At 72.9% G+C, this 22,160-nt stretch carries 21 protein-coding genes; 5 read left to right on the forward strand and 16 right to left on the reverse strand.

From position 1 onward, the window contains the following. Positions 1-6: 6 nt before the first annotated feature. Positions 7-672, reverse strand: coding sequence for a helix-turn-helix domain-containing protein (locus KSNIM_RS19450; RefSeq protein WP_263104474.1), 666 nt, complete (start codon positions 670-672; stop codon positions 7-9). A gap of 397 nt (positions 673-1,069) precedes the next feature. Here KSNIM_RS19450 and gap point away from each other — a divergent pair, with 397 nt between their 5' ends. The 3 genes from gap (at position 1,070) to hisC (ending at position 4,217) form a co-directional block, all read left to right on the forward strand. After that, a complete protein-coding gene (gene gap / locus KSNIM_RS19455) occupies positions 1,070-2,077 on the forward strand; it encodes a type I glyceraldehyde-3-phosphate dehydrogenase (RefSeq protein ID WP_263104475.1) in 1,008 nt (335 codons plus the stop codon). A gap of 138 nt (positions 2,078-2,215) precedes the next feature. Beyond that, positions 2,216-3,115 carry a pyridoxamine 5'-phosphate oxidase family protein gene (locus tag KSNIM_RS19460; RefSeq protein WP_263104476.1) on the forward strand — a complete coding sequence of 300 codons (900 nt, stop codon included), beginning with the start codon at positions 2,216-2,218 and terminating at the stop codon, positions 3,113-3,115. A 28-nt stretch (positions 3,116-3,143) separates the two neighbouring features. Then, positions 3,144-4,217: a histidinol-phosphate transaminase gene (hisC, locus tag KSNIM_RS19465; RefSeq protein WP_263104477.1), complete on the forward strand. Its 1,074-nt coding sequence runs from the start codon at positions 3,144-3,146 to the stop codon at positions 4,215-4,217. A gap of 217 nt (positions 4,218-4,434) precedes the next feature. On the opposite strand, the gene aroA is transcribed toward hisC, so the two are convergent. The 12 genes from aroA to KSNIM_RS19525 all read right to left on the reverse strand — a co-directional run bounded on the left by aroA (position 4,435) and on the right by KSNIM_RS19525 (position 17,016). Further along, complete coding sequence (gene aroA / locus KSNIM_RS19470) at positions 4,435-5,673, reverse strand: 3-phosphoshikimate 1-carboxyvinyltransferase (protein WP_263104478.1); 1,239 nt, start codon at positions 5,671-5,673, stop codon at positions 4,435-4,437. After that, the gene (locus tag KSNIM_RS19475) at positions 5,670-6,140 is read right to left on the reverse strand and encodes a type II 3-dehydroquinate dehydratase (RefSeq protein ID WP_263104479.1); all 471 of its coding nucleotides are present in this window, start codon (positions 6,138-6,140) and stop codon (positions 5,670-5,672) included. The genes aroA and KSNIM_RS19475 overlap by 4 nt, the downstream gene beginning before the upstream one ends. Before the next feature lie 13 nt (positions 6,141-6,153). Next, entirely contained in the window at positions 6,154-7,314 is a 1,161-nt protein-coding gene (locus KSNIM_RS19480; RefSeq protein WP_263108025.1) for a prephenate dehydrogenase, read from the reverse strand. After that, positions 7,314-7,688 (reverse strand): chorismate mutase, encoded by a 375-nt coding sequence (aroH, locus tag KSNIM_RS19485; protein WP_263104480.1) that lies wholly within the window; start codon positions 7,686-7,688, stop codon positions 7,314-7,316. The genes KSNIM_RS19480 and aroH overlap by 1 nt, the downstream gene beginning before the upstream one ends. Then, on the reverse strand, positions 7,688-9,082 hold the full coding sequence (locus KSNIM_RS19490) for a class II 3-deoxy-7-phosphoheptulonate synthase (protein ID WP_263104481.1): 1,395 nt from the start codon (positions 9,080-9,082) through the stop codon (positions 7,688-7,690). Before KSNIM_RS19490 ends, aroH begins: the two co-directional genes overlap by 1 nt. A gap of 176 nt (positions 9,083-9,258) precedes the next feature. Then, on the reverse strand, positions 9,259-10,506 hold the full coding sequence (locus tag KSNIM_RS19495; RefSeq protein ID WP_263104482.1) for a multidrug effflux MFS transporter: 1,248 nt from the start codon (positions 10,504-10,506) through the stop codon (positions 9,259-9,261). A 127-nt stretch (positions 10,507-10,633) separates the two neighbouring features. Next, positions 10,634-11,272, reverse strand: a complete 639-nt coding sequence (locus KSNIM_RS19500) for an NAD(P)-dependent oxidoreductase (protein WP_263104483.1) — start codon at positions 11,270-11,272, stop codon at positions 10,634-10,636. A gap of 46 nt (positions 11,273-11,318) precedes the next feature. Continuing rightward, on the reverse strand, positions 11,319-12,116 hold the full coding sequence (locus KSNIM_RS19505) for a class II aldolase/adducin family protein (RefSeq protein WP_263104484.1): 798 nt from the start codon (positions 12,114-12,116) through the stop codon (positions 11,319-11,321). 37 nt (positions 12,117-12,153) lie between these two features. After that, positions 12,154-13,701 carry an FAD/NAD(P)-binding protein gene (locus KSNIM_RS19510; protein WP_263104485.1) on the reverse strand — a complete coding sequence of 516 codons (1,548 nt, stop codon included), beginning with the start codon at positions 13,699-13,701 and terminating at the stop codon, positions 12,154-12,156. A 160-nt stretch (positions 13,702-13,861) separates the two neighbouring features. Beyond that, entirely contained in the window at positions 13,862-14,896 is a 1,035-nt protein-coding gene (locus KSNIM_RS19515; protein WP_263104486.1) for a hypothetical protein, read from the reverse strand. Positions 14,897-14,917: 21 nt separating this feature from the next. Beyond that, entirely contained in the window at positions 14,918-15,415 is a 498-nt protein-coding gene (locus KSNIM_RS19520) for a flavin reductase family protein (RefSeq protein ID WP_263104487.1), read from the reverse strand. Positions 15,416-15,474: 59 nt separating this feature from the next. Then, complete coding sequence (locus KSNIM_RS19525; protein ID WP_263104488.1) at positions 15,475-17,016, reverse strand: 4-hydroxyphenylacetate 3-hydroxylase family protein; 1,542 nt, start codon at positions 17,014-17,016, stop codon at positions 15,475-15,477. Between the two features lie 249 nt (positions 17,017-17,265). Here KSNIM_RS19525 and KSNIM_RS19530 point away from each other — a divergent pair, with 249 nt between their 5' ends. Then, a complete protein-coding gene (locus KSNIM_RS19530) occupies positions 17,266-18,009 on the forward strand; it encodes a CGNR zinc finger domain-containing protein (RefSeq protein ID WP_263104489.1) in 744 nt (247 codons plus the stop codon). Positions 18,010-18,099: 90 nt separating this feature from the next. Here KSNIM_RS19530 and fbaA read toward each other — a convergent pair whose 3' ends face one another. Further along, positions 18,100-19,122: a class II fructose-bisphosphate aldolase gene (fbaA, locus tag KSNIM_RS19535; protein WP_263104490.1), complete on the reverse strand. Its 1,023-nt coding sequence runs from the start codon at positions 19,120-19,122 to the stop codon at positions 18,100-18,102. Between the two features lie 277 nt (positions 19,123-19,399). Between fbaA and KSNIM_RS19540 the strand changes: the two genes are divergently transcribed. Continuing rightward, entirely contained in the window at positions 19,400-20,110 is a 711-nt protein-coding gene (locus KSNIM_RS19540; RefSeq protein WP_263104491.1) for a DedA family protein, read from the forward strand. Positions 20,111-20,238: 128 nt separating this feature from the next. Here KSNIM_RS19540 and pyrE read toward each other — a convergent pair whose 3' ends face one another. Then, positions 20,239-20,778 carry an orotate phosphoribosyltransferase gene (gene pyrE, locus KSNIM_RS19545; RefSeq protein ID WP_030274601.1) on the reverse strand — a complete coding sequence of 180 codons (540 nt, stop codon included), beginning with the start codon at positions 20,776-20,778 and terminating at the stop codon, positions 20,239-20,241. 32 nt (positions 20,779-20,810) lie between these two features. Then, positions 20,811-21,959 carry an SRPBCC domain-containing protein gene (locus KSNIM_RS19550; protein WP_263104492.1) on the reverse strand — a complete coding sequence of 383 codons (1,149 nt, stop codon included), beginning with the start codon at positions 21,957-21,959 and terminating at the stop codon, positions 20,811-20,813. Positions 21,960-22,160 lie beyond the last annotated feature (201 nt).

The raw sequence follows: 22,160 nt of genomic DNA on the forward strand, positions 1-22,160 counted from the left end.
CGTCGGTCAGGCGGCGTCGGTCAGGCGTGCGTGGTCGCGGCGGTACTCGCGCGGCGAGATGCCGTAGCGGTCGCGGAACAGCCGGCTGAAGTGCGAGGCGCCGTACAGGCCGGAGCGCTCGCCGATCATCGCGATGGTCAGGTGCGCGAGCCGCGGGTCGCGCAGCTCGGCGCAGCAGCGGTGCAGCCGCTCGTCGCGGATCCAGCTGGCCGGGCTCTGACCGTGCTCCTGGAACAGCTTCTGCAGGTAGCGCAGCGAGATGTGGTGGTGCTGCGCGAGCATCTCCGGCTTCAGCTCGGGGTCGGCGAGCCGGCTGCGCGCGAAGTGCTTGATCCGCTGCAGCATGGCTCGGCGGGCGAGGCCGGAGCTGCGAGCCGGTCGGGGCGAGTCCTGGTCGCGGTCCATGTAGTCGGCGCAGGCCTGGGCGACCAGCCCGGTGATGCCGCGGGCCAGCAGTTCGGCGGTGCGGTCGGAGGGCAGCGCGCCCTGGTCGGCGAGCTGGCGCAGCAGCTCGGGGACGGCCAGCGGGTCGGACAGCGGGCAGCTCACCCGCAGGTAGGCCTCGCCGGCGCGGGTGCGGTGCTGGGAGACCCGGAGGTCGTCGCCGGCACCGTCCGGGGCGGCGCCCTCGACGACGGCGATCCGGACCCTGCCGAGGCTGACCTCGTTCACGTTCTCCACCACCGGCTGCGCGGGCGGTTCCGCTGCCCGACGTGGCGCCGTTCCGTGCTCGGTGTGCCCGTTCTCGGTAGGCAATGCATCCATGGCTCCCCCGCGAGGACTTGAGGCCGCGTTAGCCGACACCCGGTCCGCTCCGGGAGGGCGGACCCCTCCATCATGGAAACATACCTTCTGGAAGGTATGCGGTTTTCATCGGCAGCAGTGATGCCCGGCCCGCTGTGAAGCGCTCCGGCCGGATCGTGCGCGGCGGCACAACAACCCGTGCGCGTTCCGACAAGTCGCCCGGCCGGGCCCCGCCTAGCGTCGGCGGTACAGATCAGTGCCGGGCGCGCGGATCACCGGCGCTGCGCGCGCCCCCCTGTGCACCCACCCAGAAGGGGCCCCACCCGTGGCAATCAAGGTAGGCATCAACGGATTCGGCCGGATCGGCCGGAGCTTCTTCCGCGCCGCACTTGAGCAGAACGCCGACATCGAGATCGTGGCGGTCAACGACCTCACCGACGCGGCGACCCTGGCCCACCTCCTGAAGTACGACACCACGCTCGGCAAGCTGCCGGTGCCGGTGACGGCCGGCCAGGGCGAGATCGTCGTCGACGGCCGCAGCATCCGGGTCACCGCCGAGCGCAACCCGGCCGACCTGCCCTGGGCGGAGCTGGGCGTCGACGTGGTCGTGGAGTCCACCGGCGTCTTCACCGACGCCGAGAAGGCCAAGGCGCACCTCGCGGCGGGCGCCCGCAAGGTGATCATCTCGGCCCCGGCCACCAACCAGGACCTCACCATCGCGATCGGCATCAACGACGCGGTGTACGACGAGGACGTCCACAGCGTCGTCTCCAACGCCTCGTGCACCACCAACTGCCTCGCCCCGCTGGCGAAGGTCCTCAACGACGGCCTGGGCATCGAGCAGGGCCTGATGACCACCGTGCACGCCTACACCCAGGACCAGAACCTGCAGGACGGCCCGCACAAGGACCTCCGCCGGGCCCGCGCCGCGGCCGGCAACATCGTGCCGACCAGCACCGGCGCCGCCAAGGCCATCGGCCAGGTGCTGCCCGAGCTCAACGGCAAGCTCGACGGCTACGCGCTGCGCGTGCCGGTCGTCGTCGGGTCGGTCACCGACCTGACCGTCACCGTCGCCCGCGACACCACCGTCGAGGAGGTCAACGCGCTGTTCGCGAAGGCCGCCGAGGGCGCTCTGGCCGGCGTCCTGCGCTACACCGACGAGCCGCTGGTCTCCAACGACATCGTCACCGACCCGGCGTCCTGCATCTTCGACTCCGGTCTCACCAAGGTCATCAACAACCGCACCGTCAAGGTCGCCGGCTGGTACGACAACGAGTGGGGCTTCTCCAACCGCGTCGTCGACACCGTCCTGCTGATCGGCAAGCACGCCTGACCGGCGCCGCCGACCGCACACGCGGGCCGGGCGCCCGGGGCGAACCCCGGGTGCCCGGCCCGCGCCCGTGAACCCACCGGGCGACCGGCGGCGAAACGCGCCGCACCGGACGAACACCCGCACAGAGAGGGCCGACCCATGGTCAAGACGCCGTACCACGAGGGCGAGCAGGCGGTGCAGCAGCGGGCCGGCGAGGGCCACCCCGGCTGGGGCTCGCCGATGTTCGAGGCCGCGATCCCGCCGCCGTTCGACATGTTCCTGCGCCGCCAGCGGATGCTGGTCGTCGGCGGCGTGGACGACGACGGCGCCGCCTGGTCCACCGTCCTGACCGGCCCGCGTGGCTTCGCCGGCGCCGTCGGCTCCCACACCGTCCACGTCAAGGCCCTGCCAGTGCCCGGCGACCCGCTGGAGCACGTCTTCGACGAGCAGCGCGACATCGGCATGCTCGCCATCGAACCGCAGACCAGCCAGCGGATCCGGATCAACGGCGTCGCCCGGCGCGACGGCGACCTGCTCGTCGTCACCACCGAACAGGTCCTCGGCAACTGCCCCAAGTACCTGCAGCAGCGGGTGCTGCGCCCCGACGCACCGCAGGCCGCCGCGCCGACCGTGCGCCGCTCCACCGTGCTCGACGCCGACCAGCAGCGCTGGATCACCGGCGCCGACACCTTCTTCATCGCCAGCCGGGCCCCGCAGCACGGCGCCGACGCCTCGCACCGCGGCGGCGCACCCGGCTTCGTCGAGGTCCCCGCGCCGGACAGGATCGTCTGGCCGGACTACTTCGGCAACTCCTTCTACATGACCCTCGGCAACCTCCAGCTCGACCCCGCCTGCGGCCTCACCTTCCTCGACTGGGAGGCCGGCCACGCCCTGCACGTCACCGGCAAGGCCCGGATCGACTGGGACGAGTCCCGCACCAAGGCCGTCCAGGGCGCCCTGCGGCTGGTCGAGTTCGACGTCGAGCAGGTGGTCGAGGTCCGCGACTTCACCACCCTGCGCTGGAAGTTCGCCGCCCCCTCGCCCTTCAACCCGACCTGATCGGGCCCCGACCGCAGGAGGTACCGCTGTGAGCCGCTACGACGCCCCCCGGCTCAGAGCCGCGATGGCCGCCGTCCCGGACTACGTCCCCGGCCGTTCCCCGCGCCAGGGCTGCGAGAACCTCAAACTCTCCTCCAACGAGAACCCCTACCCGCCGCTGCCCTCGGTCGTCGCCGCCGTCCGCGAACAGGCCGGCCGGATCAACCGCTACCCCGACCCGGCCTGCACCGCCCTCGCCGAGGCGCTCGCCGCCCGCCTCGACGTCCCCGCCGACCGGCTGGTCTTCGGCACCGGCTCGGTCGCCGTCGGCCGGCTGCTCGTCCGCGCCACCGCCGGACCCGGCGACGAAGTCCTGTACGCCTGGCGGTCGTTCGAGGCCTACCCGATCATGGCCGAGGTCTGCGGCGCGACCTCCGTCCGGGTGCCGCTGCTCGCCGACGAACGCCACGACCTCGATGCCATGGCCGACGCGGTCACCGACCGCACCCGGCTGATCTTCCTCTGCACCCCCAACAACCCCACCGGTACCGTCGTCCGCCACGCCGAGGTCGAACGCTTCCTCGACCGGGTGCCGAGCGACGTGACGGTCGTCCTCGACGAGGCCTACACCGAGTTCGTCCGCGACCCGGACGCCGCCGACGGCCTCGATCTCCAGCGCCGCCACGGCAACGTCGTGCTGCTGCGCACCTTCTCCAAGGCCTACGGCCTGGCCGGCCTGCGGATCGGTTACGCCGTCGCCCACCCCGAGCTGGCGGCCGTCCTCCGCAAGGTGGGGCTGCCGTTCGGCGTCAGCGGGCTCGCCCAGGACGCCGCACTGGCCTCGCTCGCCGCCGAGGACGAACTCCTCGACCGGGTCGAACTGCTGGTCAAGGAGCGGGCCCGGGTCACCGCCGCCCTCCGGGAGAGCGGCTTCGTCCTGCCGGACAGCGAGGCCAACTTCGTCTGGCTCCGGCTCGGCGGGCGCACCGCCGAGTTCACCGAGGCCTGCGCGGCACTCGGCGCCGTGGTCCGGCCGTACGGGACGGACGGCGTGCGGGTCACGGTGGGGGAGCCGGAGGCCAACGACGTGGTCCTGCGAGTCGCTGCCGCCTGGCGGCACTAGAGGGAGCACCGATAGGGGCGCGGGGACCTGCGCAGTCCGGAGGTGGACGTCACGACAGCTCGGGCCGGGCCCTGATCTGCAGGACGCTCCGCCTCCGAATTGCGCGGGTCCCCGCGCTCCTGGTGAACCCGCCGGTCCCGCGCCGCCATGCGTCCTCTCCTCCATGCAGGAGGGGGCGCCACCCGTGCGGGTGGCGCCCCTCCTGTGTGGTGCACCGTCAGGCGAAGAGGCGGGCGAATTCGGTGTGGAACTCCGGGAAGGTCTTGTCGACGCAGGCCGGGTCGTCCAGCACGATGCCCGGCACCCGCAGGCCCAGGACGGAGAAGGACATCGCGATCCGGTGGTCGCGGTGGCAGTCGACCGGGCCGCCGGAGACCGGACCGGGGTGCACGGTGAGCCGGTCCGGTCCCTCCGTCACCTCGATGCCGAGGCGCCCGAGGTTGCCGGCGACCGCGGCGATCCGGTCCGATTCCTTGAACCGGGCGTGCCGGATGCCGGTGACGGTGATCGGCCCGTCCGCGAGCGGCGCGATCGCCGCCAGCGTCATGAAGGTGTCCGAGATGTCGCCCATGTCGACCTCGAAGCCGCCGCGCAGCTGCCCCGTCCCGGTCACGGTGGTCCCGTCCTCGCCGATCTCCACCTCGGCGCCGGCCCTCCGCAGCACCTCGACGAACCGCAGGTCGCCCTGGAGACTGTCGCGGCCCAGTCCCGGCACGGTGACCGACCGGCCGGTGACGGCCGCTGCCGCGAACACGTAGGAGGCGGTGGAGGCGTCCGGCTCGATCCGCAGGTCGGTGGCCCGGTAGTTGCCGGTGACCCGCAGCCGGCCGTCCGGTCCCGCCGCCACCCCGGCGCCGAAGCGGCGCATCAGCGCCACCGTCATGTCGATGTACGGGCGGCTCACCAGGCCGGCCGCGTGCACGGTCAGGGGGCTGCGCATCAGCGGGGCGGAGAGCAGCAGGCCGGTCAGGTACTGGCTGCTGCTGGTGGAGTCCAGGGCGATCTCGCCGCCCTGCAGCCCGGTGGTGCGGACGACCAGCGGCAGCCGGCCGCCGGGGCCGACCGTCACCTCGGCGCCGAGCCGCACCAGTGCGTCGACCAGCGGGCCGAGCGGGCGCGCCCGCAGCTGCTCGGTGCCGTCCACCTCGAACCGGCCGAAGCCGGCCGCGGCGAGCACCGGCAGGAATCGGGCGGCGGTGCCGGCGTCCTCGCACCAGATCCGGGCCCGTCCGTGCGGGCCGCGGCCGGTGCCGTGCACCACCCAGTCGCCGTCCTGCTCGTCGACCCGCACGCCGAGGGCCTCCAGCGCCCGGCGGAAGGCCACCGTGTCGGCGCTGACCAGCGGTGCCCCCAGCCGGCTCGGGCCGAGGGCGGCCGCGGCCAGCAGCAGCGCCCGGTTGGTGATGCTCTTGGAGCCCGGGATGCGGGCGATCGCCCCTCGGGCGGCGGTGGTCACGCGATGGCTCCTTCGGGTTCCGGACGGGTGCCCGCCCCGGCGAGGCGGGCGACGGCGTGCAGCGCGAGCCGGTAGGAGTCCGTCCCGAGGCCGGTCACCGTGCCGTCGACCACGTCGGACAGCACGGAGACCCGGCGGAACGGCTCGCGCGCGTACGGGTTGCACAGGTGCACCTCGATCGCCGGCGCGCGGCGCAGCGCCAGTGCGTCCCGCACCGGGTACGAGCAGTGCGTGAAGGCGGCCGGGTTGAGCACCAGCGGGGCCGCCTCCTCGGCGACGCGGTGCAGCCAGCCGACCAGTTCGGCCTCGCTGTCGGTCTGCAGCACGACGGCCCGCAGATCCAGTTCGGCGGCGGTCTCCTGGCAGACCCGGACCAGCTCGGGGTAGGCGGCGCGGCCGTCCGGGCCCGGCTCGGTCAGACCGAGCCGGGCCAGGTTGGGGCCGTTGAGCACGTAGACCAGCGTCACGGCTGCTCCCTCGTCAGCTCGGCACGGAGATGCGGTCCGCCGTGCCGCGGTCCCGGTCCTTCGCGCCCGCGGCCCGGCTCGCGTACACCGGGCGGATCCGCTGCACCGTCCAGTTGGCGGCGAGCAGGCGGTCGGCGAGCAGGCCGGCCGCGTCGGTGGCCACCACCAGTTCGACCAGGCCGCTGGGCCGGCCGGTGGAGTGGTCGATCGACACGTCCTCGATGTTGACGCCGGTGTCCTGGACGGCCGCGAAGAGCCGGGCCAGTTCGCCCGGGCGGTCGCCGATCACCACCGGCACCAGCGCGCCGCCGGCCGTGCCGGGCTTGCCGGGCAGCCGGGCCCGGCCGGCGTTGCCGCGGCCGAGCAGGTCGATCACCCGGGTCATCTCCTCGGCGCGCTTGGCCGCGTCGACCTCGGCGAGACCGCGCAAGGCCCGCACGGTGGCCGCCAGGTCGTCGGCGAGCTCGCTGAGCACGTCGGCGACGGCGGTGGCGTTGGACTCCAGGATGTCGCCCCACAGTCCGGGGTCGCCGCCGGCGATCCTGGTCATGTCGCGCACGCCCTGGCCGGCCAGCCGGGACGCCTCCTCGGGGGCGTTCTCCAGCCGTGCCGCCATCAGCGCGGCGACCACGTGCGGTGCGTGCGAGACGAGCGCCACCGCCCGGTCGTGCGCGTCGCTCTCCATCACCACCGGTACGGCGCCGCACATCGCCACCATGGCGAGCGCCCGGTTGAGCGTCTCCCGGGAGGTCAGCTCACAGGTGGTCAGCACCCAGGTGCGGCCCTCGAAGAGGTTGGCGCAGGCGGCCAGCGGTCCGGACCGCTCGCCGCCGGCCATCGGGTGGCCGCCGACGAACAGGGTCGGGTCCGGGGCGCCGCCCAGCACCGCCCGCTCGGTCTCGTGCTTGACGCTCGCGACGTCGGTGTACGCGAGGGCGAGGCCGCGGGCCTGGTGCTCGGCCAGGACCCGGCCGACCGCGCTCGGCGGCACCGCGATCACCGCGATGTCCACCGGCTCGTCCGGCGGGCAGTCCACCCCGCCGCCGAGTGCGACGGCGGTGCGGACGGCGTCCCGGTCGGTGTCCAGCAGGTGCACCAGCACCCCACGGCGGCTCAGCGCGAGCGCCACCGAGGTGCCGATCAGTCCGGCCCCGACCACCGCGGCGGTACGGATCACCGGGCACCTGCCATCGGCTGCGCCAGGTCGGGGCGCAGCGCCCGGGCCCCGCCGAGGTACACGTGCCGGACGCGGTCGCGGGGCAGCGGGGTCTCGGCGGTGACGAGCACCCGGACGGTGCGCGGCAGGCCGCCTTCGACGTCCATCTCCTGTGCGCACATCAGCGGCACGTCGGTCAGGCCGAGGTCGCGGGCGGCGCGGGCGGGGAAGCCGCTGCGCAGGTCGGGGGTGGCGGTGAAGAGGATCGAGACCAGGTCGTCGGCGACGAGCGAGTTCGCCTCGATGATCTCCTGCAGCAGCAGGCGGGTGGCGTCCATGACCTCGTCCGGGTCGTCCCGGTCGACCTGGATCGCCCCGCGGACGGCGCGCATCAGCGCACCGCCTGCACGGTCCGCACGCCGGCGGCGGTGCCGCGGCCCCGGTACATCTCGGCGACCAGGAAGGCCAGGTCGAGCGACTGGCTGCGGTTGAGCCGCGGGTCGCAGGCCGACTCGTAGCGCTGGTGGAGGTCCTCGGCGACCAGGGCGTGGCCGCCGCCGACGCACTCGGTGACGTCGTCTCCGGTGATCTCGACGTGGATGCCGCCGGGGTGGGTGCCCAGCGAGCGGTGCACCTCGAAGAAGCCGGCGACCTCGTCCAGCACGGCGTCGAAGCTGCGGGTCTTGTGGCCGGTGGAGGCGGTGAAGGTGTTGCCGTGCATCGGGTCGCAGACCCAGGCGACCTGGGCGCCCTCGGCGGTGACCTTCTCGACCAGCCGGGGCAGCAGGTCGCGGATCTTCTCCGCGCCCATCCGGGTGATGAAGGTGAGCCGGCCGGGGATGCGCTTCGGGTCGAGCCGGTCGATCAGGGCGAGCGCCTCGTCGGCGGTGGTGGTCGGACCGAGCTTGACGCCGATCGGGTTGGTCACCTTGGAGGCGAACTCCAAGTGGGCGCCGTCCAGTTGGCGGGTGCGCTCGCCGATCCACAGCATGTGGGCGGAGACGTCGTAACGGTCGTTGGAGCGGCTGTCGAGGCGGGACATCGCGCACTCGTAGTCCAGGATCAGCGCCTCGTGGCTGGTGTAGAACTCGGTGCGGTGGAGCTCGGTCGGGTCGACGCCGCAGGCCCGCATGAAGGAGAGCGCGGAGTCGATCTCCTCGGCGAGCTGCTCGTAGCGCTGGCCGGCCGGCGAGGTGCGCACGAAGTCCTGGTTCCAGGAGTGCACTTCGCGCAGGTCGGCGTAGCCGCCGGAGATGAAGGCGCGGACGAGGTTGAGGGTCGCGGCGGAGGAGTTGTACATCCGCAGCAGGCGCTGCGGGTCGGGCACCCGGGCCTCGGCGGTGAACGCCAGCCCGTTGACCGAGTCGCCGCGGTAGGTCGGCAGGGTGACGCCGTCCCGGGTCTCGGTGGGCTGCGAGCGCGGCTTGGAGTACTGGCCGGCGATCCGGCCGACCTTCACCACCGGCACCGAGGCGCCGAAGGTCAGCACCGCCGCCATCTGCAGCATGGTCTTCAGCTTGGAGCGGATCTGGTCGGCGGAGACGCCGTCGAAGGTCTCCGCGCAGTCGCCGCCCTGGAGCAGGAAGGCCTCGCCGCGCGCCACGGCGGCCAGGCGGGCGGTCAGGTTGTCGCACTCCCCGGCGAACACCAGCGGCGGGTAGGTGCGCAGCTCGTCGCAGACCCGCTCCAGGGCATCGGGGTCCGGCCAGTCCGGCTGCTGGGCCGCGGGCAGGGTCCGCCAGGACTCCTCCCGGGGCAGGACGTGGGTCGAGGTTCCGAACGGCATGGCGATCTCCGGCTCGTGAAATGGGACGCGGTGCGGCAGAGCGTGCGAGGCGATCGGGGCGCAACGCCCGTGCTTCAGTGGTTCCGGGGGAGCGGGGGACTACAACTGGTGCGGGTGGTGCGGGGGAGAGCGAGGGGTCGCCCCGCCGGGGACGGGCCCGGCGGGGCGGCGGCGGATCAGGCGTGCGCGGCCTGCTCCGAGTGGGCGTCCGCACCGGCCGCCGGGGCCGGCGCGGCCGAGGCGCGGGTCAGCGCGGCGAAGGAGAGCAGGGCGCCGGTGCCGAGCACCGCGATGACGATGCCCATCGGCACCGCGGTGCCCTCGCCGGCCAGGCCCACCAGCGGCACCACCGCGGCACCGATGATGTGCTGGGACAGGCCGAGCAGGGCCGCGGCGGAGCCGGCCGAGTCGCCGTGCTCCTGCAGGGCGAGCGCGGTCGCGGTCGGCATGACCAGGCCGACGCTGGAGACCACGACGAACAGCGCGATCAGCAGCGGCACCAGGCCGCCGTCGGCGAGCACCGTAACGAGCAGGCCGAGGCCGCCCACCGCGGAGCCGGTCAGGCCGATGGCCAGCAGCGGGCGCGGACCGGTGCGGTGCACGATCCGGCCGCAGACCTGCGCGCAGATCACCAGGCCGGCCGCGTTGACCGCGAACACCGCGCTGAAGCCCTGCGGGGACATGCCGTGGATGTCCTGCAGCACGAACGGCGAGCCCGCGATGTACGCGAACATCGCCGCGAAGGCGAGGCCGCAGGCCAGGTTGTAGCCGACGAAGACGCGGTCGGAGAGCAGCCGGCGGAAGACCGGGCCGGTCGCCCGCAGACCGCCGGTGCGCCGCCGCTCCACCGGGTGGGTCTCCGGCAGGCCGACGGCGACCACGACGAGCAGCAGCGCGCCGAGGATGCCGAGCAGGGTGAAGATGCCGTGCCAGGAGGTGAAGCGCAGCAGCTGGCCGCCGGCCACCGGGGCGAGCACCGGCGCCAGGCCGGTGATCAGCATCAGCAGCGCGAAGTACTTGGCGGCCGCGGCGCCCTCGTGCTTGTCGCGGACGACCGCGGCGGCGATGACGATGCCGACCGCGCCGCCGAGGCCCTGGATCGCGCGCAGCGCGACCAGCAGCCAGATGTTCGGTGCGACGGCGCACAGCAGCGCCGCCACGGTGTAGACGCCGAGGCCCCACAGCAGTGGCTTGCGGCGGCCGGCGGCGTCCGAGATCGGGCCGGCGAAGAGCTGGCCGAGGCCGAGGCCGAGCAGGCAGGCGGTGAGGCTGAGCTGGCCGGCCGAGGCGCTGGCGTGCAGGTCGTGGGTGAGGTCGGGCAGACCGGGCAGGTAGGTGTCGTTGGACAGCGGGCCCAGTGCGGTGAGCGCGCCGAGGATGGCGACGACCGCGCCGCCGCCCTTGGCCCTGGCGGTGGATGACATGGTTTCGGTTCCCTCCGGAGTGGTGGCGCGCCCGGGGCCGGCGGGGGCCGGCGGCCGGGCGTGCCGGTGGTGCTGATGCGGGGTGCGGACCGCCGGGTGGGGGGCCGGGGTCCGCCGGTACGCGGCGTCAGTACGCGACGGAGACCCTGGTCCGCAGGGCTTGTCCGCCTTCGAGCTGGTCGACGAAGGCGACCGCGTAGTCCGGGATGCTGATCCGGGACCGGCCGTCGGCGTCGACCAGCAGGTCGTCGCCGCTCAGCCGGTAGGCCCCGGTGCGCTCGCCGGGCTCGATCAGCTTGGCCGGCGAGATGTACGTCCAGTCGAGGTCGTCGACCTCGCGGTAGCGGCCGAGCGCCTCGATCTGGGCGCGGGCGTTGGCCTTCCAGAGCTCCGGGAAGTGGGGGTCGTCCACGACGCGGGTGCCGTCGGCGGTGCGCAGGCTGCCCGCGCCGCCGAGCACCACCAGGCGGCTCACGCCGGCCTTGCGCAGGCCGGCGACGAGGCCCTCGGTGGCGCCGAGGAGGATCGTCCGGTCGTCGTCCGCGCCGATCCGCGGGCCGACGGCGGAGGCGACCGCGTCGTGGCCCCGGACGAGCTCGGCCACCTGCTCGGCGTCGGCGACGTCACCGGCGACGAGCGGGACGGCCGAGCCGGCGCCGGCGCCGCCGGAGCGGGTCACCCCGGTGACCTCGTGGCCGCGGGAGACGAGCTCCTCGGCGATCGCGGCGCCGATGTTCCCGGTCGCTCCGAACAGCAGAACCTTCATGACCACTCCTCGTGTGGCAGGGGTGTGCGGGGTGCCCGACGGGCGGTCACTCGTCGAGCAGGTCGGGCTGCTCGTGGACGATCTCGTCCCAGAGCAGCTGGAAGCTGAAGCGGCCCAGCTGGGCGTCGCCGAAGCCGGCGCCGGCGGAGAGGGCCTGCTCGTGGCTGAAGCTCTTCGGGGTGCCCGCGGCGAGCGCGAGCAGCTGGACCTCGGCGCAGCTGTCGAAGGTGAAGAACCAGTGCACGGCCTCCTCCAGCGAGCCGCCGACCGTGATCAGGCCGTGGTGCTGGAGCAGGATCGCCCGGTTGTCGCCGAGCTTCTCCGCGATGTCCTTGCCCTGCTCGACGGCGACAGAGGGGCCCTCGTACTCGGTGTAGAGCACCTGCTTGCCGTAGAAGGCCGCGGACTCCTGGTCGATCGGCTCCAGCAGTCGGCCGAGTGCGCCGAGCGCCCGCGAGTGGGCGGTGTGGCCGTGCGCGGCCGCCTCGGCGTCCGGGTTCATCTCGTGGATCGCGGAGTGGATGACGAAGGCGCTCGGGTTGACCTTGTGCCGGCCCTCCACCACCGTGCCGTCGGAGTCGACCAGGATCAGGTCGCCGACGGTGACCCGCTTGAAGGAGACGCCGAACGGGTTGACCCAGAAGTGGCCGGGCAGCTCGGGGTCGCGGACCGATATGTGGCCCGATATGCCTTCGCCGAAGCCGTACTTGCCGAACAGGCGCAGCGCGGCGGTGAGTCGCTGCTTGCGGTACCGGCGCTCCTCGGCGGCGGTGGCGAACTGCGCGTCGCCGGGCAGCGGCAGGCCGGTGGCGGTGTCCGCCAGGTAGCTCGGGGTGGTGGTCACGGGTGTGCTCTCCTTGGCTCTGGACTCGGGCGCCGGGTCAGGCGCTCTGCAGGACGCGCTCGGCGCGCAGGCCGGCGATCCGCTGGGAGTGCGCGAGGACGGCGCGGACGATGTCCTGGCTCCGGTCCACCAGCGAGGGGATGCCGAAGGTGAAGAACAGCGTCCCGGCCGCGATGTTGCCGAGCGCGTACCAGCGCGGTTCGGGCCGGCCCTCGACGGCGAGCCGGCTGGTGGCGCGGGCTATGTGCAGGCCGCCGTGCGGGTGGCGGTCGGCGAGCCGGTTGCGGGTGAGCGAGTTGACCAGCGGGGCCGCGGCGACGGGGATCTTGCCCTCGGAGGCGTTGACGGCGTTGATCACCACGTCGGCCCGGAAGGCGTCCTGCTCGGAGGTCTCGACGGTGTAGCCGCCCTCCGGGCCGGCCGCGATGTCCTGCAGGCCGGAGACGATCTGCAGCTGGCCGTCGTCGGCGAGCCGGAGCAGCTCGGTGGCGCTGCTCGGCGGCATCGGGCAGCAGAGGCTCATGATCGTCCGGTAGTGGGTGCGCAGCAGCTCGACCTTGTCACGCTCGGACAGCAGCGGCCAGATGTCCGGGCCGGTGTCCGGCACCGCGCGCTGCAGGATGCGCAGGCCCAGGTCGGGCGAGTCCACCTCGGAGAGCTGGCGGCGCAGCCGCTCCACCGGGTGCTCGCGGTGCGCGCCGGTGATCTCCTCGATCACCGCGGTCAGGTCGGCGCCGGCCTCGGCGAACTCCTTGCCGATCAGGTCGGCGATCTCCTGGAGGCGCAGGCTGGTCTGACGGCGCGACAGCCGCTGCATCTTCTCCGGGGTGACGTGCCGCAGGTCGAAGTGGACCGGCTTCTGCCGGACGCCGGGCAGCATGCCGCGCCGGGAGAGCAGGCTGATCCGGCCGCGGTGCCCGCGGGAGGCGAGCGAGATGATGATGTCGACGGCGGTCAGGCCGCTGCCGATCACCGCGACGTGCTGGTCCGGCCCGACGGTCTGCAGCTTCTGGGTGATCGGGTACGGGTCGCCGATGAAGTTGCCGCTGCCGGTGAGCCCGTACACGTCCTTGGGGCTGTCGCCGCCGACGCAGAGCACCGCGTAGTCGAAGGCGCGCACCCGGCCCTCGTTGGTGCGCAGCATGGCGCGGCCGGCCGCCAGGTTGGCGGAGGTGACGGACTCGCTCACCAGGTCGACCCGCCAGCCGCGCAGCCGCAGCTTGGCGAGGGCGGCGTGCGCGGTCTGCTCCAGGTACTCCCCGTACTCGGTGCGCGGTGCGAAGCGGGCGCCGGCCTTCGGGTCGAGGCCGGTGGTGCCCTCGGGCAGGCCGAGGATCCGGTCCCGGGTCATGAGCCACCGCTCGAAGTGCCGGTCGTCCCCGGCCCGGACCGACATGTCGTCGGGGGTCGCGTTGACCTTCACCGTGGTGGTGTCGGACTGGTACGCCCGGCCGCGCCACAGGTGCGGCGACGGCTCGAAGACCGTGAGGCTGCCGGGCGCGGTGTCGCGTTGGGCGAGGGCGTCGATCAGGCAGACCGCCGAGGCCCCGCCTCCGATGACTGCGAGTGAGATCGCCGATGACATGTCAGATTCCTGCCACTCGTGGATGTCCGGCGCCGTCCATGCGCTGTCTCCTCCGCGTATCCGAACGGCCTGTGGGTGCGGCCCGGCACCGGGGGTGGGGATGGCCCCCGGTGCCGGGCTCCGAGGGCAGGGCGGGGGACGGCCCTGCCTGGTCGATGGGTCAGCTGTGCTGGTAGTTCTCCATCGAGACGGTGTAGTCGCCGCGGTTGGCGCGGTACTTGATGCAGTAGTCCTTCGGGTACCAGCCGGCCACCTGCCAGGCCTGCGGCTGCTTGATCGGGAAGCAACCGCTCTGGTTCGCGCCGGTGGCCAGGCCTTCGAGGTAGGCCTTGGTGATCATCGGCTCCAGGAAGCTGATCTTCGCGTCGTAGGCGCCGTAGATGAACGTCTGCGTGAACGTCTGGCCGTGCCACTCGGGGGAGCTCTGGTCGATCAGGTGGTTGCCCATCGCGACCTCGGCCACCCCGTTGTCTATGTAGCCGGAGGGCATGTACTGCGACGGGATCGGCTTGGTCGCCGTGGCGAAGTCGTCGCAGTTGATCGCCAGCGCGCACGGGCCGGGGCGGATCGCGTCCCGCTCGGCCTTCGGCTGGACGTAGAAGTGGAAGTCGAAGTGCGGGATGTCGTAGATGCCCGCCGGGCCGTGGCCCATGGTGTTGTAGTTCAGCAGTGCCCACTTGTACGGGATGTCGGGCGTGTTGGTGAGCGCGGTGGGCAGGTCGAGCGGGCGCTCGTGGCCGCCCATGCACTCGGTGTGCTCGTCGATGACGCCGTTGCCGTTGATGTCGTAGCAGTGGTGCTGGTCCGTCATCGTGGTCGGCAGGTTCTGCAGCATCGTCTTCGGGAAGACGAAGCCCATCGAGATCGGCTTGCCGTTCGGCTCCTGCTGGGCGTAGGTGCGCACGTTGCCGTTGCCCAGGGCGCTCGGCGTGCCGTACGAGGCGCACGGCCCCAGGTACGACGGGGTCGCCTGCAGCACCGGGTCGACGGCCACCTTGGGCAGGGTGACGGTGAACTCGGCGGTGGTGCTGGTGTTTCCGGTCAGACAGACCTTCACCGGGGTGGTGTCGACCGCCGTGCCCGCCGCGCTCGCAGAGCCAGCGGCCGGCGAGATCAGGGCGGCGGTGCCGAGCAGGGCGGCTGCGGCGGAGGACGCGATGAGGGGTCTCTTGTACGTGTTCTTCTTCGCGCTCATGGTGGTGCGATCTCCGTTGTCTCAAGAACGGGTGAGTTCGAGGGTGTGGAATCCGCCCTGGAGGAAGATGAGCGGAGCGGTGGAGTCGGCGGCGCCGAGCCGCACGACCTCGCCGATCACCATCACGTGGTCGCCGATCACCAGCTCGTCGCGGTAGGCGACCTCCATCCAGCCGGCGGCCTCCAGCAGCAGCACGCCGGTGGCGTCGCCGTAGCTATGGGCGGCCTCGGACAGCGAGACCTGGCGCGACTCCGGGTCCTTGGCGAAGGCGCGGGCGTGGCTCTCGGACTCGCCGTCCAGGATCGACACGCCCCACACGCCGGCGGTCCGCAGGTCCGCGAGGAACCGCGAGTCGTGCCGGAAGCAGAGCGTGATGATCGCCGGGTCGAGCGAGACCGAGGTGAGCGAGTTGACCGTGATGGCGTCGTGCCGCCGGCCGTCGGCGCCGTCCGTATAGGTGCTGACGACGCAGACCCCGGTGGCGAAGTGACGCATGACGCTGCGTAGATCGTGGTTCATTACCGCCTCCTGTGAGCGGAGGGCGGGCGGCCGCGGATGCGGCCGCCCGCCCGGCCGGGTCAGTCGGTCTCGGCCCAGCGGCCGCTGCGCCAGCCGTCCAGGTCGTAGTCGTCCATGGCCTTCTGCACGAAGTCGCCGTACTGGTCGAGCAGTCCGGCCGCGCGGGTCCAGTTCAGGGTGTCCAGACGGACCTGGTCCGGGCCGCCCGCGTAGTTGAGCTCGTACAGCTCGTGGCGGGCGCCGAACTCCGAACCGACCGCGTCCCAGGCCATCTTGAAGAGCTTGGCGCGCTCCTCCGCGGTGGTGCCGGAGCCGCGGTAGTAGCGGTCGAACAGCGGCCGCAGCTCCGGGTTCTGGAGGTCCTTGTGGCTGGACGGCGTCATCAGCAGCGCGCCCGCCAGGTGCTCCTCGAAGAACTTGTGGGTGCGGTCCCAGCTGATCGGGGCGAGCGCCCGGTAGCCGGCCGAGTAGTCCATCCGCGGCAGGACGGTGCCGCCCTCGGCGGGCTCCGGGTCCATCGCCATCGCGGTGGTGACGGCCCAGGTCTGGTGGCGCCAGGCGAGCAGCTCGCCGAGGCCGGCCTGGACGCCGCGGAACTTGTCCGTGCCGTTGAGGCGGGTGCCGCGGTCCAGGATGCCCGCCATGAACTCCAGCTTCACGGCCATCCGGATCGCGCCCTGGAAGAAGCCGCGGGAGAGCAGGCCCGAACGCGGGAAGTACTGGTGGATCTTCTCGGTGTCCCGGTAGATCAGGACGTTCTCCCACGGGATGAACGCCTTGTCGAAGACCAGCACCGCGTCGTTCTCGTCGAACCGGCTGGAGAGCGGGTTGTCGAACGGGCTGGTGGCCTTCTTCTCGTACGACGGGCGGCAGATCACCTTCATGCCCGGCGTGTTCAGCGGCGCCATGAAGGCCAGCGCCATGTCCTCGGCCTTGCCCTTCTCCAGGTTGGCGAGGTGGATCTGGCCGACGAAGGCGACGTGGGTCAGCGCGGAGGCGGTGGCCATCAGCTTGGCGCCCTCGACCACGATGCCGTCGTCGCGCTCCTCGACGACCTTCAGGTAGACGTCCGGGATGTCGTGCGCGGCCTTGTGGCGGTCGACCGGCGGGTTGACGATCGCGTGGCTGATCGACAGCGCCTGACGGGCGTACTTCTCGTACCAGGCACGGGCGTTGTCGCCGAACGGCTCGTAGAACGAGTGGGTGACGGCCAGGCCGGCCATGAAGGAGGCCTTGTAGTCCGGCGTGCGGTTCATGAAGCCGTAGCTCAGGCGCGCCCAGTGCTCGATGGCGTCACGGGCCTTCACCAGGTCGTCCGCGGTGTGGGCCGGCGTGAAGAACCGGTGGACGCGGGCGCCGGTGTACCGGTCGACCGTGGTCATCAGGTCCTTGGTGTCCGGGTGGTGCAGCGCGTCGTACAGGTGCGCCATCGAGCGGGCGGCGTTGCGGAACGCCGGGTGCTCGGTCACGTCCTTGACCAGCTCGCCGTCGATGTACACCTGGCGCCCGTCACGCAGGCTCTCCAGGTACGTGTCGCCGTTCAGCAGGTCGTTGGGCGCCTCGGCGCCCGGCTGTGCCAGGTCTGATTCGGCCTGAGCCATCGTGCTTCACTCTCCCCATCGGGCGTTCGGATCTGCGTGTCCGGGTCTGGCACATCCGAAGCTAGAAAAGATTCCCGTGGGTCAGTTATGAGGCCGCGCACGGCCTCTGGCCGTTGCGCGCACACCGGTCGCCCACCCGTTCCGGCGCGCCCGGCCCGGCGCCAGACTGGCCCGGTGCCGCCGCACTGCCCGTGCAGTGCCGCCCGGGGACCGGGCGGAGAGCGGCCCGACGCCGGCCGAGGGAGCACGATGCGCGCACACGGCACACCGCTGACCACCCTGGCGGACGCCCGGGTCACCCTGCTCGACCTCGCCCTCGGCGTCCCCGGCCCGGACCGCCGCTGGCACGGCCCGGCCGGCACCGCCGGCACCCGCGCCCCCGACCCCGCCGACCGCCGGCCGCTGCTCGGCGAACCCCTCGCCCTCGACCTGCTCAACACCCGATGGGACGCTCCCGCCGGCGCCCGCGACCTGCTCGACGACCTGGACGGCTACCGGATCTGGCTCTCCTCCGCGGGCCTCACCGGACTCTGCCCCGCCGACGGCGCCGCGCTGTCCGCCACCCGGCACACCCGCGAGGCGCTCCAGGCCACCCTCAACCCGCCGTACGACCAGCGCCGGCCCGGCCACGCGCCCGCCGACCCGGACGCCGTCCGCGAGGTCGACCGGCTGCTCGCCCGCGGCACCCTGCGCTACCGGCTCACCGCCGACGGGCCCGCCACCACCGTCGAGGTCGACGACCCGGCCTGGCTGGCCGGCTGGCTCGCCCTCGACGACTACCTCCAGCTGCTCGGCACCGCCCCCGAGCGGATCCGCAGCTGTGCCGGTCCGCACCGGCTGCCGCTCTGGTTCCTCGACACCTCGCGCAACGGGATGCGCCGCTGGTGCTCGATGGCCGAGTGCGGCAACCGGGCCAAGGCCGCCCGGCACTACCGGCGGCTGCGCGGCGAGCAGCCCGCCGCCCGCGGCGGTGCCCGGGTCGCGGTGGGCTGACCGGCTGCACGCACGACGGCCGTGGCCCCGGGGAGTCGACTCCCCGGGGCCACGGCCGTCTCTCACGCGCCCTCGCGGACGCGGTGCGCCTTACTTGATGCGGTTGCCCGCCGAGCGCAGCTGCTGCGCCGCCTCGACCACGCGGGAGGCCATGCCGGCCTCGGCCAGCTTGCCCCAGGTGCGCGGGTCGTAGGTGTTCTTCTTGCCGACCTCGCCGTCGACCTTGAGCACACCGTCGTAGTTGCGGAACATGTGGTCCACGACCGGGCGGGTGAAGGCGTACTGGGTGTCGGTGTCGAGGTTCATCTTCACGACGCCGTTCTCCAGAGCGGTGGCGATCTCCTCGGCGGTCGAGCCCGAGCCGCCGTGGAAGACGAAGTCGAACGGGTCGGCCTTGCCGTACTGCTTGCCGATCTCGGCCTGGAGCTCCGCGAGCAGCTCCGGCTTCAGCACGACGTTGCCCGGCTTGTACACGCCGTGCACGTTGCCGAAGGAGGCGGCCAGCAGGTAGCGGCCCTTCTCGCCCAGGCCGAGCGCCTCGGCGGTGCGCACCGCGTCGTTGACCGTGGTGTACAGCTCGTCGTTGATCTCGTGCGAGACGCCGTCCTCCTCGCCGCCGGTCGGGGTGATCTCGACCTCGAGGATGATCTTGGCGGCGGCGGCCTGCGCGAGCAGCTCCTGCGCGATCGCCAGGTTGTCGGCCAGGGTCTCGGCCGAGCCGTCCCACATGTGCGACTGGAACAGCGGGTTCTGGCCCTTGGCCACGCGCTCGGCGGAGAGCGCCAGCAGCGGGCGGACGTAGCCGTCCAGCTTGTCCTTCGGGCAGTGGTCGGTGTGCAGCGCGACCGTGATGTCGTACTTCGCGGCCACGATGTGCGCGAACTCGGCCAGCGCGACGGCGCCGGTCACCATGTCCTTGTTGTGCTGGCCGCCCAGGAACTCCGCACCACCGGTGGAGATCTGGATGATGCCGTCGCTCTCGGCCTCGGCGAAGCCGCGCAGCGCGGCGTGCAGGGTCTGCGACGAGGTCACGTTGATGGCCGGGTAGGCGAACTTGCCCGCCTTGGCCCGGTCCAGCATCTCGTTGTAGACCTCGGGAGTTGCGATGGGCATGCGAATTCGCTCCTGTCGGTGTGGGGCGATCGAACGACGCTGTCCGATGCTCTTACGCCTCTGGCTCACGGCGTGCTTCGCGGTACGAGAAGAGGGTGGTCCTCGACCGCGGGCCGGACACCGGGGCCATCTTCCCAGACTCCCCCTCCGCGGTCACCCATGGCCCGCCAGTCGGGACGCGAACGGCGCCTACGCGCCAGTAGCCCGGCGGGCCGTCCGGACGGGCCCGCGCCCGCTGCTTAAGCCGTCTTCAACACCAGGGCGCTATCCTGCGCGCGTGGACTACAACCAGCTCGCCGTCAATCTCCTCGACGCCAAATCGCTGATCTCGTCGCTGGGCGCCATCGGCCTGCTCGCGATCATCTTCGCCGAGACCGGCCTGCTGGTCGGGTTCTTCTTCCCCGGTGACTCGCTGCTGATCCTGGCCGGCGTGGCCGCCTCCGGCGCCGCCTCCTCGGTGCTCGGCGAAGGGGCGCGGCTGCCGATCGCCCTGCTGCTGATCGGGGCGCCGCTCTGCGCCATCGCCGGTGCCCAGCTCGGCCACTTCATCGGGGCCAAGCTCGGCCCCCGGATGTTCGACAAACCCGAGTCGAAGATCTTCCGCCGCGAGTACGTGGTGAAGGCCGAGTACTACTTCGAGAAGTTCGGCCCGGCCAAGGCCGTGGTGATGGCCCGCTTCATCCCGATCGTGCGGACCTTCCTCAACCCGGTCGCCGGCACCCTGGAGATGCCGGCCCGGACCTTCTTCGTCTGGAACGTCGTCGGCGCCGTGCTGTGGACCGAGTCCATGCTGCTGATCGGCTACTTCTTCGGCGACGCGATGGCGCCGGTGATCGACAAGTACCTGATCCCCGCGATGGCGCTGATCATCCTGATCTCGATCTCCCCGATCATCGTCGAGGTGATCCGCGAGCGCAGGAAGAAGAAGGCCGGCGGCGACGTCCAGGACGCGGAGCCGGTCGGCACCGGCCGCCACCGCAAGAGCTGACGGGTCCCGTCCCGCCCCGTACACGGCAACGGCCGGTGTGACACGTGGTTTCACGTGAAACACCGGCCGTCACCGCTTCCGGCCCCGTGCTGCCCGGGTCGTCCCCGGCAGCACGGCGCCGGGCGGGCTCAGAGGCCCAGGTCGTCCAGGGTGTAGGCGGTGACGTACGGCAGGCCGGTCTCCGCGATCGCCGGGGCCGCACCGCGCTCCACGATCACCGCGACGCCGACCACCTCGGCGCCCGCCTCGCGCAGCGCCTCCACAGCGGTGAGCACCGAGCCGCCGGTGGTGGAGGTGTCCTCGACCGCCAGCACCCGGCGGCCCTTCACGTCCGGGCCCTCGATCCGGCGCTGCAGCCCGTGCGCCTTGCCGGCCTTGCGGACCACGAACGCGTCCAGCTTCCGGCCGCGGGCGGCGGCGGCGTGCAGCATCGCGGTCGCCACCGGGTCGGCGCCCAGGGTCAGACCGCCGACCGCGTCGAACTCGAGGTCCGCCGCGGCGTCCAGCATCACCCGGCCGACCAGCGGCGCCGCCTCGGCGTCCAGCGTGATCCGGCGCAGGTCGACGTAGTAGTCGGCCTCCAGCCCGGAGGAGAGGGTGACCTTGCCGTGCACGACGGCCTTGTCCTTGATCTGCGCCAGCAGGGCGTCGCGGTCCTCAGTGCTCATGAGCAGCCAGTCTAGGGGCCGTCGCCCTCCGCTCAGCGACGGCGCAGCGCCCGCACCAGCACCACGGCACCACCGATCAGCGCCACCCCGCCGCCGATCACCCAGGGCATCGCGCTGCGCTCGCCGGCCCCGCCGGTGAGCAGCGTCGGCTCCGGGCCGCCCCAGCGGCTGGCCGCCCGGGCCCGGGCGCTGCGGGCCGGGGGAGTGGGCGCGTAGCGGCCGTGCGGCGGCGCGTGGTCCACCTCCTCCGCCGAGCGGCCCACGATCGACCGCCGCACCGGCCCGGCCGCCGCCGGCTCCGGCTGGTACTCGAACCCGGCGGGCTCCGGCTCGGGCGAGGGCAGCGGCTCGTCGTCGTCCGAGAAGGCGATCAGGTCGGACAGGTCGTCGTCGAGGTCCCGAACGGCCCGGTCGTCCAGGTAGACCACGGTCGCCCCGGGCTCCTCATCGCCCTCGGCCTCGCCGTCGGACTCGCCCTCGCCGTCGGACTCGCCCTCGCCGTCGGGCTCGGCCTCGTCCCGGTCCTCGGACTCGCCCTCGGCCCCGGGCTCGTCGGACTTCGCGGCTTCCTCGGACGGCTCCGCCTCCGAGGGCTCCTCGGCCTCGACCGTCGCGGCGGGTTCCTGGGGCGCCTCGACCGCAGGCTCTTCGGCAACGGGCTCAGCGGCCGGGGCCGGGATCTCCCTGGCCGCGGTCTCCTCGGCCTCGTCCTCCGCCGGCGGCCGGACGGTGTCCGGGCTGGCGCCGGCCTCGACGGCGAGGGCGGCGACCAGGCGGTCGAGGAGTCGGCGGCCGGCGGTCTCCAGGACGTCGTCCGGGAAGTCGGCGAGGCGGCCCTCCGCGCTGAGGTCGCCGGCGAAGCGCATGGCACTGCCGTCGGCGTGGTCGTGCACGCTGACCCGCACGGTCGCGGTGACCTCGCCGGAGCCCCGCACCTCCTCGCCCTCGGCGAGTGCGGTGAGCACACCCTCGCGTCCGGGGATCAGCGAGAGCGAACCGCGGTAGGTGATGGTGGAGCTGCCGACACGCAGCCGCAGCCGCCCGTCGATCTGCCCGTCCGGTGTGCGGGATGTCCCGGTGTCGGTGCTCAGGCCGGGGACGCAGCGTGCCAGCAGCTCGCTGTCCTGCAGGACCTGCCGGACGGCGTTGGCCGGCAGCGGGACGACAACCTCATGCTCCATACCGGCGAGCCTACCCACCCGGGTGCCCGGTGCGGGGGGTTGGCGTCGGGTCGATCGTCGGAGGTTCGGCAGCTGTACACGGACGGCCCCCGCAACCCCGCCGCGGCGGTCCCGGCAGGGGTCCGGCGGCGGGGTCCGGCGGCGGGTGGCCGGCGACGCGGCTCAGCCGAGCAGCCGGTACGGCGCCGGCAGCCGGGCGGG

The organism is Kitasatospora sp. DSM 101779 (assembly GCF_025655475.1).
Taxonomy (GTDB): Bacteria; Actinomycetota; Actinomycetes; order Streptomycetales; family Streptomycetaceae; genus Kitasatospora.

What these genes read in the sequence shown, in the direction of transcription:
- KSNIM_RS19500 (WP_263104483.1), bottom strand. Translation starts at nt 11,272, where the DNA reads ATGAAGGTTCTGCTGTTCGGAGCGACCGGGAACATCGGCGCCGCGATC.
- KSNIM_RS19520 (WP_263104487.1), bottom strand. Translation starts at nt 15,415, where the DNA reads ATGAACCACGATCTACGCAGCGTCATGCGTCACTTCGCCACCGGGGTC.
- pyrE (WP_030274601.1), bottom strand. Translation starts at nt 20,778, where the DNA reads ATGAGCACTGAGGACCGCGACGCCCTGCTGGCGCAGATCAAGGACAAG.
- KSNIM_RS19495 (WP_263104482.1), bottom strand. Translation starts at nt 10,506, where the DNA reads ATGTCATCCACCGCCAGGGCCAAGGGCGGCGGCGCGGTCGTCGCCATC.
- KSNIM_RS19550 (WP_263104492.1), bottom strand. Translation starts at nt 21,959, where the DNA reads ATGGAGCATGAGGTTGTCGTCCCGCTGCCGGCCAACGCCGTCCGGCAG.
- aroH (WP_263104480.1), bottom strand. Translation starts at nt 7,688, where the DNA reads ATGCGCGCCGTCCGCGGGGCGATCCAGGTCGACCGGGACGACCCGGAC.
- KSNIM_RS19490 (WP_263104481.1), bottom strand. Translation starts at nt 9,082, where the DNA reads ATGCCGTTCGGAACCTCGACCCACGTCCTGCCCCGGGAGGAGTCCTGG.
- KSNIM_RS19460 (WP_263104476.1), top strand. Translation starts at nt 2,216, where the DNA reads ATGGTCAAGACGCCGTACCACGAGGGCGAGCAGGCGGTGCAGCAGCGG.
- KSNIM_RS19525 (WP_263104488.1), bottom strand. Translation starts at nt 17,016, where the DNA reads ATGGCTCAGGCCGAATCAGACCTGGCACAGCCGGGCGCCGAGGCGCCC.
- fbaA (WP_263104490.1), bottom strand. Translation starts at nt 19,122, where the DNA reads ATGCCCATCGCAACTCCCGAGGTCTACAACGAGATGCTGGACCGGGCC.
- KSNIM_RS19510 (WP_263104485.1), bottom strand. Translation starts at nt 13,701, where the DNA reads ATGTCATCGGCGATCTCACTCGCAGTCATCGGAGGCGGGGCCTCGGCG.
- KSNIM_RS19530 (WP_263104489.1), top strand. Translation starts at nt 17,266, where the DNA reads ATGCGCGCACACGGCACACCGCTGACCACCCTGGCGGACGCCCGGGTC.
- KSNIM_RS19515 (WP_263104486.1), bottom strand. Translation starts at nt 14,896, where the DNA reads ATGAGCGCGAAGAAGAACACGTACAAGAGACCCCTCATCGCGTCCTCC.